The sequence below is a fragment of the Simiaoa sp. genome, assembly GCF_051972595.1.
In the GTDB taxonomy this organism is placed as follows: Bacteria; Bacillota; Clostridia; order Lachnospirales; family Lachnospiraceae; genus Acetatifactor; species Acetatifactor hominis.
In genome coordinates, this window is record NZ_JBOKRY010000017.1 from 47,286 (window position 1) to 62,115 (window position 14,830).

Here is a 14,830-nt window from a genome sequence, read left to right on the forward strand (position 1 = left end):
AATTTTACCTGCATCTGCCCATTCTCAAATTTCATTTATATGTTTTTATTTGAACTTTGCTGCCAGTTCCATTCTGCTGTCCAGTTCTGCCTGTAATTCACTGATAAAGTCTTCCGGCTTGCAGGCATTATATGCATCCATATAATCTGCCCATGCTTTGTCGAAATCAGCTGCCATAACTACCTGAGGAAGCTGCTCATGCTTTACTTCACCGATCTTGGTCCATGCCATACCACCGGGTGTGCTGGTATTGAAGTTATTGGAGAAGGACCACATAGGATACCATTCACCGGGAGCTTCGTTAGTGCCCAGCATTTCCACATAAGTCTCGACGCCATATGCCTGGAATGCTTCTTTCACATCGTTGTTTAATCCATCGAAGAATTCCCTCGCCTGGCCATCTGGCTTGTTTGCATTGATACCATCATCACTGGTTCCGTTGTACTGAGGGAAATAAGAATAAGAGCACATATGGGATGCCTTATACTCTGTATCGGAAGCCTGCATTCTCTGCTCCGGTGTTCTGTAGAATTCACCGTTCTCATCTACTTCATAGTCAACACCTTCCACACCCCAGAAACGAAGATTATGGATATCCTGATCAAGCAGATCATTGATCAGCTTCAGTGCGCCGGGAACATCCTTACAGCTTACAGTAATGGCAAGTCCGCTTCCGGAATTGAATGCACCACCGGCATTATGCCACTGGTTTTTTACACTTTCATCAATTGTTATAGGCAGTGGAATATAGTCGCATCCCTGTGCATCCAGTCCTGCCTGCTTGATGGCATCGCCTGCTGTGTAAGCGAAATCCCACCACTGATCGATCATACCCAGGACACGTCCTGTAGAAAGCTTGGAAATATACTCATCATAAGACTGGGTAAAGGACTCGGAGTCTACAATGCCTTTCTTGTATTCTTCATTTAATTTTCTAAAATACTTTACTGCGGTATCGGAAGTGTTGTAATCCAGTACCGTCAGCGTCTCAGGATCTACCATACAGCTTCCGTCATTGGGATAACCATCCAAGAACTGAGGTGCGTTCTCCAGACAGAAGTATCTCCAGTCATCACAGAGAATGGTATAAGGAATATTGGCTGTTCCGTCTTCCATAGTAGGATTTGCTGCATTATACGCTTCGATCAGATCAAAATACTGATCCATGGTCCGGATCTCGGGATAGTCTGCCCATTTCAGAACTCTTGCCTGAATCCAAAATGCTTCATCATTATGTGCACATACCTTCTCTTCGTTCTTGATGCAGCTGAACTGCGGGATCCAGTAAATGTGGCCGTCTTCCTGACGAAGCTTCTCCCACTCCAGATCAGTAAACAGATTCTTGATATTAGGATAATCATCCAGATAATCATCCAGTGCTACCAATGCTCCTGCCTCATACAGCTGTGTGGTTCCAGTCTGTCCCTCAATGAAGTCCGGATACTCACCACCGGCGATCATGGTACCCACAGCTTCATCTGCAGTCTGTCCGGTCAACCAGGTCTCTTTTACTTTGGCGCCTACCTTCTCTGCGATCAGCTGCTGCACTTCATTGTCGTCATTGATCTCAGATCCCGCTACCCCAAAAAATGCGGTGAACTCTTTGATACCTGCTTCTTCTGTGGTACTGTTGGTTCCTGCGCTCGTTGTACCATCTCCGGATGTCTGGTTACCGTCACTGCCACATCCGGTGAACAGTGCCGCTGTCATTGCTGACACAAGTAACAGGCTTACAAGTCTCTTTTTGTTCATGTTGTAACTACCTCCCTTTCGATAAATCTATTTTACCTTTTTGAGAGGAACTAACAATCAGAGGAACTATAGCAAAAGACAGGGGAAATTATAGGTGGTTCTGTAATTTCCCCTGTCTTTTATTCCCTTACTCTCCCTGTTGCATCTTTTTACGGAATCTTGCGGGAGTGCAGCCCTTGATCTGAATAAAACGGTTCGTAAAATAGTCCAAATCATGGTAGCCCACATCTTCTGCAATCTGAACGATCTTTTTATCGGTACGCAGCAGGGCATCCGCAGCCTGCTCCATCCGGTAATTGTTCAGGTAGTCTTTAAAGGATTGTCCGTACTTTTTCCGGAAAAGCTGTCCAAGATAAGCACTGTTGACATAATACTTTTCACTCAGGCTTTTCAGTGTAATATTTGAAGCGTAATTTTCCCGGATCTCTTTTTCCACCATACCCAGAATTCCTCTGGATACATTCTTCCGCAGCTGTGACAGATAATCCGCATATTCGCAGGCAAATCTGGTCAGATGTGCCTTACTTCCGCGCTTTACCCCGGTCTCAAAGCTGCTCTCACTGATGACCCTTAAGATTTCCTCCTGGTTCACGTCATCATCCTGTTCGCAGGCTAAGTGGATCAGCTGAAACAACAGATAATTAATATTCAGGGTCATCGTCTCCCCGCAAATACCGCGTTTACACATTTCTTCATAAAAGAATGCCACCGCCTCCCGGATTTCCAGATGATTGTTCTGTTCGATTGCCTTCAGCAGGCCATCCAGGCTCTGCTTACACAGGATCAGTCCTTCCGGAGATACCTGGACCTCCTCCTCATAGAAATAGATATCCTTCTTTGTCCGAAACCCCTGAAAAGAACGAAGCATACAGGTATTGCCGTAAGACTTTGCTATGCTGCTGATATCCTGCACTTTTTTTCCTGCCAGCATCACCACATTTGTCTGTAAATTTGATGCAAGATATTCCCGGAATCGTTCCAGATACCGTTTTACATCCATCCCATTTTTTTCCGGAACATAATCAAACAAAATCAGTCCGATATCGTAGATTTTTTCATTGACAGAAACATCAAACACACTCAGATCTGCATCTTCTTTCAGATATTCCCTGCTGTATTCATACAGCCGCCTCTGTAATGTCCGCATTTCTCGATCCGTCGTTCCCTCAGCATCATAGGATCCTTCCGTCTGGATCTCCACATAACGCACACCGGTTCCGCATCGCATGTGTTCATGTATATATCTGACATTCAGGTCATCAAACTTCCCTTGGATCAATGCAATCATATGTCTTGCCAGATAAGCCTGCTCCAGCTTCCGGTTCTTTTCATGATCCAGCTCCTCTCTGTTGCGCAGAGCAAGTACCTTATTCAGTACTTTGCACAGAATCTCGCTGTCTACCGGCTTTAGCAGATAATCCGTGCAGTCATTCTGCATTGCCTGTTGTGCAAAACTAAATTCCGCATATCCGCTCAGTATAACAAAATATGCATCTGAAATTTTCTCTTTACGGATGTGTTCCAGCAGTTCCAGTCCTGTCATCTGAGGCATTTTAATATCGGCAATAACCAAATCTACCTTTTCCTTCTTCAAAAAAGCCAGTGCTTCCATCCCATTTGCTGCTGTTCCCGCAATCCGAAAGCCTTCCTTCTCCCAATCTACTAAAAGTTTCAATCCCTGTAAAATAAACGGCTCGTCATCTACCAGCAATACTTTCAGCATCTGTTTTACCCTCCTGCAAACAGGAAATCCGTATCGTAACCGTGGTTCCCACTCCTTCTTCTCCTTCTACACGGAATTCCACTCTGTTTTCCGTTACCATTTTCAATCTGACACAGGCGTTAATAATCCCTACTCTTCCGCCACCCTTGAGCATCTCAATGTCGGCATTGCACATGTTGTTCTGTAGCTCTGTAAGTTTGGCCTCCGCCATACCGCTTCCGGTATCTTCAATTTCTATCTCCAGCCCTTCTCCCTGACGGCCTATCCTTACAAATATCCATCCCGGACTGGATTTGCTTTCGATTCCATGCACACAGGCATTTTCCACAAAGGTTACAATCGTAAGCTTGGGTATCTTGAAGTTTTCACATTCTCTGTCTACTTCAATGTCATAATTCAGCCGTTCTCCAAAACGATACTTCTGAAGCGCCAGATAAGCTTTCACAAATTCAATCTCCTGGAAGATACTCACGGAATCATTGCCCCATTCCACATACTGTCTCTGCATCACCGCCAGTTTGGCCACCATGTCGGCTGTCTCGTTTTCTTTTTTCAAAATGCTGTGCATCCGGATGCTTTCCAGTACATTAAATAAAAAGTGGGGATTGATCTGGCTGTGTAATGCGAGAAGCTCCGCATTTTTTCTCCCCACCAGCATCTCCTGCTCATGGATTTTATTCTTATATACAGTCTCGATCAGTCCATTGGTACGTTCCACCATGCGATTATAATTGCGTATCATACTGCTGATCTCATCTTTACCTTCTTCACAGGGCATTGGAATAAGATGATCACTGTCCACTGATTTAAATACCTTGCTCAGTTCTGTAATCCTTTTTGTAAAGGAACGGTTGAATATCTGAACGAACCAGAAGGGAAAAATAACATTCACCGCAAGGAGCAGCAATATGATGGGAAGTTCATTCCGGATGCTTGTAAGAAAACTGTTCTCTACCGGCTTTACATAAATCGTAAGTTCCGTACCATACAGACTGATGGTATGTTCATAGACTTCTCTCATTGTTGCGTTATCCAGCCGCTGAAACTCGCTGCCGTAGCTGCCGTATTGTCCATTGGAAAGAAGGATCCGATCTCCTTCACAGATCAGAACCTCATTATCATAGTTCATGTTTTTAATGGTGCGCACCATACTGCCGTAATCAAACTCGATTTTTAAATACTTTTCTGTCTCTGCATCATAGAAATCCAGCCGCTGTAGATAAATGATGCGCCGCTCCCTTGTGATTCTGGAACTGCTGTCATCATAGACAAAAAAAAGTCCCTTGCTTTTCGCTTCTTCATTCAGCCGCAGATAACTCTCTGTATTCTTAAGCTTATCCAGCGTATTGACCCTTCCTCCGTTTACAATGGTATCATTATCCGTATACAGGGTAAATATCATACTGTTCATCCCAAGAGCATTTTCCAATAACGTCCCGCTCAGGAAATTCTGATATGCCGCCACATATTCTGCAGAATTAGTGTATCTTTTGGATAAGAAATCTTCAAAATCGCGATTGGTATAAATACTGCTGCCTATCTCCCCGGCATTTCCGATCATACTGCTCAGACTGTATTCCACCGTACTCGCAATATTGGACATCTCATGCTCCCTGCGCTCTCTGTCAAATTTTGCAGTCGTCAGAAATACAACGCCGTCTGTTACGATCAGGGGAATCAACACACAGACAACATAGAAAATATAAAACTTTTTTTTGATGGTGAAATCATCCATCCAAAGATCCAGTTCATGTAATACCTTCCCCATAAGATCCTCTCCTCTGTTATGTAAAAAAGAGCAGACATTTTTACAGCCCGCTCTTCTTTATTATAGGACATCTGCGTTCTATCCGCAATCCGTTTTTATATGGCATTCTGCACAAACCAGGCAAAATCAGCATAGTTACTGCTGTCCTGTCCATTGGCAGATGCGTACATTCCTATCGTACATCCCACAAATCCTCCTGCTTCCTCCGTGGTATAAGGAAGCAGACTGATATCCTCAGCAATCAGCCTCTCCCTGCCATCCCTGAAAAGCCATATCCGTGCCTTCTGCCTGTCGCAATGCATTCGCATTTTAAAGAATTGCCTACCTTCTCCTGCCGGCTTTTCGGTAAGAATTCTCTCTTCCCCATGGATGCAGGCTGTCACAACAAAACAATTCTCTTCAGCCCTTTTCCGGATCTCCATGCGCAAATGATTTTCATGATTCTGGTACAACACCATTCCCGCAGTCTCACATTCCTGCTTCGGTTCAAATTCCATCCCGGTCTCTGCATAGAATGCATAATTTTTCTGACGGATTCCGAAATAGGAACAATGATTGCGGTCAGATATTTTTTCCCTTTTTGTATAGAGCCGCAGCATCCCCGGCCGGTGACTCAGGGAATAGTTTTCTTCACAGATTTCTTCTACACTTACCAGCCGTTTGTCCGGTGTTTTCTCCCAAAAACTGATATGATCGGAAGTACTGCTTACTTCCTCTGGAAAACGGTATTCTTTTGTGGGCAGTTCCAATGTATCTTCCAGATGCCCGACGCCTTCTGCAATCACCGGCCATCCATTTTCCCATGTGACTTTTGCCAGAAAAGTCTCTCTTCCCATGCTGCTGTGTCCTTCACAGGGTCTGGATGCCAGCATTACCACATACCAGTTTCCCCGTCCATCCTCCACCAGATCTCCGTGTCCTGCGTAGATCACAGGATAGTTTTTCCCCAGATTCCTGTGGGTGAAGATCGGGTTTCTTGGGCACCCCTCGAACCACTGGAACAGCTTTTTACTTCTGGCAATGCTGATGCTGTGCTCCGGTCCGGTTCCTCCTTCTGCATGCATCAGATAATAATAACCGTCGATCTTATAAAGGTGCGGTCCCTCCGGCCAGATAACTCCTTTTACAGCCCCTTTCCAGATTGCCATGCTTTCTCCCACAAGCTTCATCTGCCGAAGATCCAGTTCCTGCACCCAGATTTCCCAGTCTCCGTTATAGCGGACTCCTTCCGGATTCGGTCGCGTACCACAGTAATAGCATTTCCCGTCATCATCGAAGAAAAGACTGGGATCAATCCCCGGAGCATCTTCGCCGAGATAATAAGGATCCGACCACGGTCCTGCTGGATCTTTTGCCGTTACAATGAAATTGCCTCCGTAGCTTACATTGGTAGTGATCATGTAAAACAGTCCATCATGGAACCGGATGGTTGGTGCATAAATCCCCTGTGATATTTCACTTCCCTTCACCGGAAGTTGTTCCGGTCTGTCAAGAATATTCCCGATCTGCTCCCAGTGCGCCAGATCTCTGCTGTGGAAAATCGGAACTCCCGGTGCATACACAAAACTGGAATTCACAATGTAATAGTCCTCTCCTGCCCTGCATATGGATGGATCCGGATAGAAACCGGATAAAATTGGGTTCTTTGCTGTAACCATTTTGTTTTCCTCACTCTGTTCTATATTGTGTATCCAAATCCTAAGATTGTAAATTTTTTATTCCGGTCTTCCTCTGTCACTGCAATCCGTACTTTATGGGATCTGCTTTCTGTCTCCCAAAACAGTAATACAGCATTACAATGCAGCCAATTGTTCTTATGGGGATCCGCCGTCATACAATATACATCATTTACAAATACATTGGCTTTCCCCACATCCATTTCTCCGGAATCCTTAAATATAAGAAACAGTGACTTGCAGGTAATCTCCATTTCAAATCCCGGCATCTGCGGTCTGCTTCCATCATACATCCAGTTATACGGAAATTCCGGTGTCTGTGTAAGGTTTCCGTCCATTTCCACACTCTGTAATTCTATATCTGTGGAAGTAAAACTACCCGCCCGGATTTTGGCTCCTACATAACGGTTCTTCTTATCCAGTAAAAAAATTCTTTCAAAATCAGCACCGATCACTGCCGGTCCGGAAAGCTTTTCCGACAGGATCTGTTCCTCCGTCATTCCTTCCACAAAAGTCCCAACTCTTGCAGGTTCTGCTGCATCACAACGTTCAAACAGATATTGCAGACAGTCTGCCATAATGGTATGTCCGGTATTATTAGGATGAAAGATATCATAGAAAAACTGATTTTTAGATAAAATTCTTCCCTCGCCGCACTTTAATGAAAACTGTAGAGTTACCGCATCGCGGATGCTCACCATGGGAAGATCATAAAGATCCCCCACCGGCCTTAACCGCTCCTGTAAATTCCAATCATTTGCAAATACCGAAAACAGGAGAACCACTGCCGGCTTCCATGGCAGTTTCAACACTTTCCGCACCAGGCTTTCATAACAGACACCCTTTGTCTCATCTCCCTCATCGTTTACTGCAAATTCAATAACCACAATATCCGGTCGTTCCCCTTCCCTGAGCACATCCCGGTCAAACCGGATCATTCCCAGTTCTGAAGGTGTTCCGCCGACTCCGGCTTTGATAAACCTGACATTGTTCTGTGTCGAAAAACGATTCTGAAACAGTTGAAAGGATTTATATGCATAGCATTCCGTATGGATTGGTATAGCTCCGGCTCCCTGCGTGATAGATCCACCGATATAGGCAAGCGTTACCTCTTTTCCTGCCTTAGATTTTTCAATAGCCTTACGGATACGATAAGGATTCCCCAGCTGCAACAGAGAGCGGCTGATCATGCCACAGTATTCTTCCGAATGCATATCTATAACCAGATCCTCTTCCTCCGGAGGTGCTTCGTATCCGTCATTTAGGAAGAGTCTTACACTGACCTTTCCCATCCGCTCCGGCGCTGCAAACAGAATTTTAATCTGTCCCGGCACATGATCATCCTCTGTCCACCTGTAATCCGACAGATAGATTCTATGTTCCATGCCGTCACACTTAAGAGAAGTCGTAAGATTCGTTCCACCTCCGTACAGGTCCTTTTTCCCATACATCTGAAATACAAATTCTGCGGTTTCTTCCGGCCGGTCCGTCTCCACGCTTACGCCGATACTATGTACCAGTCTGCCAAATCCCTCTACTGTCTCCAGAAGTCTCAGTTCTTCCTTATCCGTAACATTTCCCGTGATCTGTGCACTGTTGATCAGCCGTCCGTCGCTTTCATAGATAAACTGGATTCCGGTTCCGTCCTTTTGCCGTTCTCCAAAAATATCTTTGTCTTTTAATATATAGAAAAAAGGTCTTGCCTTTTCCGGATCCTTCGGTGCTGTCGGTCCTGCCATTTCCATCCCTCCCAAACTTTTATCAGTTCTATTATAGTCCGGCTTTCCTTGCACAAACACCCGGGAAAATATAGGAAATGCAGGTAATAATTTTATATCCGGCAGGCTGCAAATCGTCTCCGGAAGGAATTCCAATCTTCTCCATCGCTTCGTTCCATGACGATTGCTTTTGCTTTTTGTCCATCCGGAATATATTTCTTTATAATGTTTTGCATCCGTTCCGCTGTCTCTTCCGCATTTGTCATCACCAATATAGTCTCCACGGCTTTTCCTGCTGCCAGAAAGTATTCCATAATGTTCGGTATTTTCCCCTGGTGCAGGAAACAGGACGCAGTTTCTGTGGAAAGTGCTTTTAAGATCATTACGCTCCGCTCTTTTTCCGCTCTTTCAAAATATGCCGGTGTATATACGTAGATCGTACTTACTTTCTCTTCCTCCGCGAGATAATCATAATGTATATGCACCTGACCGTGCACTGTATCCGCCAGTTCTGTCAGTGGGAACTCCGGATCCGGCATTTCCAGATAATTCACAGCCCTATCTCTCGAGTATCCCACCGGTGCATCCGGATTCATCACATCTGTACCGTTTACCCTGAAATATACATTATGGTATCCCGGGGTGATGTTGTGGATTTCCCCTGTCCAGTATCCTTGTCTTTCCTGATCTTTCCTGAGTTTTAGGAATTCTTTTCCGTCCAGGGCAGCTTCTACCGAGACTGCCTCCGATGCCTCGAAGCATACGACTGCCGTTCCCTGTTCCGTAATGCAGATTCCGTGAGGGATGTCCGGGTATTTTCCTGCAGGCCTCCCTGCTTCATCAGTCTCAAAGCGGATCTGGCGGTATACCGGATCAAACATCAGTATCTGTTCTTCCATGGTCTGTCGCTGTAGTCTCTGTCTTGTGATTCTGGCTGTTCTTTCCCCCGGAATGTCATCCGTTTCTGCCCCCGCTTTCCGGAACAATAACGGTACAAAATCATACAGGCTTTTCCTCCAGACATGCCATTCGTGATATCCCTCATATACTTTGGAAATGCAATACTTTCCTGCATTTTCAAACTTTTGTTCTATCTGCTCCATTCCTTCTCTGATTTGTTCTTCATAAGTGCCACAGGACATAAATACCACATCCAGCTGCTCGTCGCTATCGCAGATCCGTTCCATCTCATGAATAGCAACTCCGGAAAAAACACCGGCAGCAGAAAATAACTTCATATTTTTTGCCACAATATCCGTAGTCTGCGCCGATCCCAGAGAAAGTCCCGCCATCGCCCGGTAATCTCTTCCCTTTCTCACCCGGAAATTATTTTCAATATAAGGAATAATGTTGTGGATCAGTTCACTCTCAAAATTCCCGGGGTAAAATACAGGTTTTTCTCCATCTTTGAAGGCATAGCCACTGCTCATGACCACGATCATTTTCTCGCACTTTCCCTCTGCAATCAGACAGTCCATGATTAAATTTGCCTTCCCCTGCCAGATCCATCCGGTCTCGTTCTCTCCTACGCCATGCTGCAGGTACAATACCGGATATCTTTCATCTCCTTCTTCATATCCATAAGGTGTATAGACATAACATTCCTTCAGGTGGCTGCTCACCTTCGAAACGTATTTACAGATGCTGACCGTACCATGAGGAATATCCTTTGCAAAATAGAAATCCACATTCTTCTCCTGCACCTCAAAAGTATTGATCGCAGCAAAACACCCATAAGAAATTCCGGCGTACGGATTGCAGATCCGGACACCGTCCACATACCAGAAATAATAATGCATCCCCCAGTGAAAATCTTGAACTTCCGCAAAAAATCCGCCCTGCCCATCGGGCATCAGATCTATTTTCTTATTTGTAAAATATCCTCCCAGTCCGGCAACCTGTACTATTTTTGCTGCCGGTGCATACAGATAAAAAATGACTGCGCCGTCTTCTTTCACTGTAACAGATGGTCTTCCTGCTCTCTTTTTTTCTATTGGATATCTGTCCAAAGCTCCGTTTCTCTTCTCGTTCATAAAAAAATACCCCCAATCCTTTTCTTTAGTTTAAAGGAATTGAGAGGTATTTTTCTATTTGTTTTTTATACTTTTTTGTAAAAAACTTATCCTTTTACTCTTTTTTCCACCTCAAGCTGCAACATCTGATAATAAATCTCAGGATTGCAGGAATCATATGCTTCCATATATTGCTCCCACGCAGTCTCAAAATCTTCTGCCATGATTACCTGCGGAAGCCATTTGTGTTTCACCGCATCCATCCGATCCCTGACCTGTCCGGCAGGAGAATTGGCAAATAGGGATGTCGTGTAGCTATACATGGGATACCATGCCCCGGGAGCCTCATTATTGCCGATCATATCCACATAATTTGTCACTCCGTAAGCAGAAAAACATTCCTGAATGTCCTTAGGCTGATTTTTAAAAAATTCCGTTGTCTGATATTCCAGGGAAAATGCATTGATCCCATCGGGAAGCTTTCCTTCTACTCTGGGAAAATATGAATAAAAACAAAAGTGTTTTCTCTTTTCCTCCGAAGTCATCCATCGCTTCGCCTGCTCCTCAGTCAGGTAGAACAATCCGTTCTCATCCACGCTATAGTCAACTCCCTCTTCGCCCCAGAATCGCAGTTTAATGATCTCCGGTTCCAGTAGATCGCTGACAAACTGCAAAGCTCCGTCAATATCCTCGCAGGATACCGTAATGGATAAGCCTGTAGAGCTGTCCAGCTCTGCAGAGCGCGTTACATGCCATTGATTGGCGATTCCTTCCTCTCTGGTAATCGGAAGTGGAACATAATCGCAGCCCTGTTCTCTAAGGCCCTGTTCATCATAGGCATTCTGAATCGAATAGTAGAACTGCCACCACTGATCCGGCATACCGCAGACCGCACCCGTGGATAATTTTGCCAGATAATCCTCATAGGTCTCTGTAAATACTTCTGCACCGAGAATATCTTTGTGATATTCCTCATTCAGCTTTTTAAAGTACCATTTGGCAGTATCTGTGGTGTTATAATCGTAAACCTGTAATGTATCCGGATCCACAATACAGCTTCCGTCATTTGGATAACCATCCAGAAACTGCGGAATATTTTCCAGACAAAAATACCGCCAGCCATCACACAAAATCGTAAACGGAATGTTCGGTGTTCCATCCTCCATTACCGGGTTCGCTGCCACATATCGCTCGATGAGATCAAAATATTCATCCACAGTATGAATCTCCGGATACCCCGCCCATTTCAACACTCTGGTCTGGATCCAGAAGGCTTCACCTGAGTGGGTCACCTCCACATCTTCGCCATGGGTCACACCAAACTGTGGAATCCAATAGATATGACCGTCCGGTCTGCGGAATCTCTCCCACTGTTCTTCCGTCAGGTAATTTTTGATATTGGGATAATTCTCCCAGTATTCATCTAAAGGAAGTAATGCCCCTGCCTCATAAAGACTGGTATCTCCGGAAATAAAATCCGGATATTCCCCACTCACAATATAACTGTTCAAGGCACTTTCCTTGGACTGTCCCACCAGCCACAATTCTTCACAATCCGCACCTGTCAGGCGCGCGATTTCTTTTTTCATATCATTATTCTGGTCAATGGCTTCTCCCTCCACAGCAAAAAAAGCTGTGAAATGCTTCACATTGTTCTGCGCCGCTGTCTGTGCATACGCAAAATATAATATTACGCCCAAAAGGCCAAATACCGCTACTGCTGTGATAATCCTTTTTTTCAATTGTCTACCCTCGTATTTCTCTGTTTTTCAGGCTTTCAGCCATGCAATCTCTTGCTTATACGGTGGAATCGTCTTCTTCGTTTCTCCCTCTGCGCAGAGCCATGGTGTCTCCAAAATCTTCGGTACACCTGCGAACCGCTCGTCATGGACGATCCGGTGCAACGTGTCGTAGCCAATGGTACCTTGTCCGATATTGGCATGGCGGTCCTTGTGGGCTCCTAAGGGATTCAGGCTGTCGTTCACATGGATCACTGCGATCTGATCTAATCCCAACACACTGTCAAACTGCGCCAGCACACCCTCGTAGTCATTCACCAGATCGTATCCGGCATCGTTCACATGGCAGGTATCGAAACATACCCGCAGTCTGTCCTTCCGTTCTACTTTGTCATAGATCAAGCGTAGCTCCTCGAAAGTTCTGCCGATTTCACTGCCCTTGCCCGCCATAGTTTCCAACGCAATCCTGACATTGCTGTCATCCGCATCAAGCACCAGATTCAGTCCTTTTGCGATCTGCTCCACAGCTTCTTCCACACCGGCACTTAAGGAAGATCCCGGATGCAGTACCAGTACCTTACTGTGAAAGGCGGCGGCTCTTTTTACTTCTTTTGCCAGAAATTCCACACCGAAATCGAACATTTCCGGCTTCTCCATATTTCCCAGATTGATAATATAGGGGGCATGAATGATGATCTCCCGGATACCTGCTTTTTCGGCATAGGCAAGCCCCTCATCAAGTCTCAGTTCTCCGATTTCCTTGCGTCTCGTGTTCTGGGGGGCCCCGGTGTAGACCATCAATGCATTGGCACCGTACTCTGCTGCCTCCTTCACAGAACCTAAAAACATCTCTTTTCCTGACATTCCCACATGGGAACCTAATAATATCTCAGTCATGATCTCTCCTTATTTTTGAATTTCTAACACCATTACCAACACTGTTATCCACCGGATCCACTGATGATTTCCGGCAGTCCGGCTATCGGATCAAAAGTAACCATGCCATTCCATAATAAGTCACCACTGCCACCAGATCGTTTACCGTAGTGATCAGGGGACCGGATGCCACTGCAGGGTCTACCTTGATCTTATGGAAAAACATGGGGATCACCGTACCTACGGCACTGGAGATCGCCATGGCCACTAAGAGGGAGACTCCCACGCAGCCGGAGATGCCAAAGGCTCCCATCCAGGTATAACCCTTGAAAAAATGTACATAAACACCAAGGCACAGAAGCGCCATCACGCCCAACAAAATACCATTTAAGGAACCGGTCTTTACCTCCTTGACCACCAGCTGGAACTTCTGTTTTCCCGTCAGGTTTTCATCCATCAACACGCGGATCGTCACTGCCAGGGACTGGGTTCCCACATTTCCCGCCATATCCAGCACCAGTGACTGGAAGCAGATCACGATGGGAAGCACCGCCACCACATTTTCAAAAAGTCCCACCACAGAAGACACTCCCATGCCTAAGAACAGCAGGATGATCAGCCAGGGCAGACGCTTTTTCATACTCTGGACTATGGGCTCCTTCAGATCCTCTTCTGCGGTCAGACCTGCTAGCTTTGCATAGTCCTCGCCCATCTCATTGTCCACCATTTCGATCAGGTCTTCGGATGTGATGACACCGAGGATTCTCTTATCTTCTGACAATACGGGAATCGAGTCCTCCGCATAATCCAGGATCCGATCCATACAATCATCGATCTTCTCATGATCGGTCACATAAGGATAAGATTTCAACACCAGATCTTCCAGATGTGTATTTTCTCTTGCACGGATCAGATCCTTCAAATCGATGGCTCCGGCGAAAACACCCTTTTCATCTACCACATAGATGGTCATGATATTGTCGTTTTCTCCTGCCTGCTTCACCAGTTCGCTCATAGCCTGCTTGATGGTCAGGTCTTCCGGGATGCAGATGTAGTTCGTTGTCATGCAGCTGCCGATCTCTTCCTCATCGTAAGACAGCAGCATCTTAACATCTTTTTTTGCATCCTCGTCCAGCATCCGGACAATCTGTTCCTTCTCCTCCGGATCCAGATCTTCCAATAGGTCAACAGCATCATCGGAATCCATCTCGGAGATCACTCTCGCAGCACTCTCCACGGACAGTTCCCGGATATACTTACGGGGTTCTTCAATGTATTTGAAGATTTCTGCGACCTTCTGCGCTCCCAACAGGTGATACAGGCGCTTGCGTTCTTCCTCTGTCATCCCCGCCATCATATCGGCAATATCGTTCTTATGATAATTTAAGAGGAAATCCAGGATCTCCTCATCCGTTTTCTCGCTGCGGAATAATTCTGCCAGTTCGGAATATTTCTTGTTCATAATCTAATTCTCCTTTCTCGTTCTCATTCTTCGATGCAACGTAAAGGGCAAAAATCACCACCACCCGTCTAACGGGTGGTTTGCTCTGAGGCTATAAGCCTCTG

The 14,830-nt window shown here is 45.5% G+C and carries 9 protein-coding genes; all 9 read right to left on the reverse strand.

Annotation, left to right across the window (positions count from 1 at the left end):
- Positions 1 to 45: 45 nt before the first annotated feature.
- Complete coding sequence (locus ACTRDR_RS08060; protein WP_440526848.1) at positions 46 to 1,752, reverse strand: sugar ABC transporter substrate-binding protein; 1,707 nt, start codon at positions 1,750 to 1,752, stop codon at positions 46 to 48.
- Positions 1,753 to 1,879: 127 nt separating this feature from the next.
- Positions 1,880 to 3,475, reverse strand: coding sequence for a response regulator transcription factor (locus ACTRDR_RS08065; RefSeq protein ID WP_440526849.1), 1,596 nt, complete (start codon positions 3,473 to 3,475; stop codon positions 1,880 to 1,882).
- Positions 3,450 to 5,243 carry a sensor histidine kinase gene (locus ACTRDR_RS08070; protein ID WP_440526850.1) on the reverse strand — a complete coding sequence of 598 codons (1,794 nt, stop codon included), beginning with the start codon at positions 5,241 to 5,243 and terminating at the stop codon, positions 3,450 to 3,452. The genes ACTRDR_RS08065 and ACTRDR_RS08070 overlap by 26 nt, the downstream gene beginning before the upstream one ends.
- Positions 5,244 to 5,338: 95 nt before the next feature.
- A complete protein-coding gene (locus tag ACTRDR_RS08075; protein ID WP_440526851.1) occupies positions 5,339 to 6,901 on the reverse strand; it encodes a glycoside hydrolase family 43 protein in 1,563 nt (520 codons plus the stop codon).
- A 20-nt stretch (positions 6,902 to 6,921) separates the two neighbouring features.
- Positions 6,922 to 8,658: an SGNH/GDSL hydrolase family protein gene (locus tag ACTRDR_RS08080; protein ID WP_440526852.1), complete on the reverse strand. Its 1,737-nt coding sequence runs from the start codon at positions 8,656 to 8,658 to the stop codon at positions 6,922 to 6,924.
- A 92-nt stretch (positions 8,659 to 8,750) separates the two neighbouring features.
- On the reverse strand, positions 8,751 to 10,670 hold the full coding sequence (locus tag ACTRDR_RS08085; RefSeq protein WP_440526854.1) for an alpha/beta hydrolase-fold protein: 1,920 nt from the start codon (positions 10,668 to 10,670) through the stop codon (positions 8,751 to 8,753).
- 86 nt (positions 10,671 to 10,756) lie between these two features.
- A complete protein-coding gene (locus ACTRDR_RS08090; protein ID WP_440526855.1) occupies positions 10,757 to 12,391 on the reverse strand; it encodes a sugar ABC transporter substrate-binding protein in 1,635 nt (544 codons plus the stop codon).
- Positions 12,392 to 12,418: 27 nt separating this feature from the next.
- The gene (locus ACTRDR_RS08095) at positions 12,419 to 13,285 is read right to left on the reverse strand and encodes a deoxyribonuclease IV (RefSeq protein ID WP_440526857.1); all 867 of its coding nucleotides are present in this window, start codon (positions 13,283 to 13,285) and stop codon (positions 12,419 to 12,421) included.
- A gap of 82 nt (positions 13,286 to 13,367) precedes the next feature.
- On the reverse strand, positions 13,368 to 14,726 hold the full coding sequence (gene mgtE / locus ACTRDR_RS08100) for a magnesium transporter (protein ID WP_176866106.1): 1,359 nt from the start codon (positions 14,724 to 14,726) through the stop codon (positions 13,368 to 13,370).
- Positions 14,727 to 14,830 lie beyond the last annotated feature (104 nt).

Excerpts from the sequence above, each read along its gene's own strand:
- ACTRDR_RS08060 (WP_440526848.1), bottom strand. The coding sequence starts at position 1,752 with ATGAACAAAAAGAGACTTGTAAGCCTGTTACTTGTGTCAGCAATGACA.
- ACTRDR_RS08065 (WP_440526849.1), bottom strand. The coding sequence starts at position 3,475 with ATGCTGAAAGTATTGCTGGTAGATGACGAGCCGTTTATTTTACAGGGA.
- ACTRDR_RS08070 (WP_440526850.1), bottom strand. The coding sequence starts at position 5,243 with ATGGGGAAGGTATTACATGAACTGGATCTTTGGATGGATGATTTCACC.
- ACTRDR_RS08075 (WP_440526851.1), bottom strand. The coding sequence starts at position 6,901 with ATGGTTACAGCAAAGAACCCAATTTTATCCGGTTTCTATCCGGATCCA.
- ACTRDR_RS08080 (WP_440526852.1), bottom strand. The coding sequence starts at position 8,658 with ATGGCAGGACCGACAGCACCGAAGGATCCGGAAAAGGCAAGACCTTTT.
- ACTRDR_RS08085 (WP_440526854.1), bottom strand. The coding sequence starts at position 10,670 with ATGAACGAGAAGAGAAACGGAGCTTTGGACAGATATCCAATAGAAAAA.
- ACTRDR_RS08095 (WP_440526857.1), bottom strand. The coding sequence starts at position 13,285 with ATGACTGAGATATTATTAGGTTCCCATGTGGGAATGTCAGGAAAAGAG.
- mgtE (WP_176866106.1), bottom strand. The coding sequence starts at position 14,726 with ATGAACAAGAAATATTCCGAACTGGCAGAATTATTCCGCAGCGAGAAA.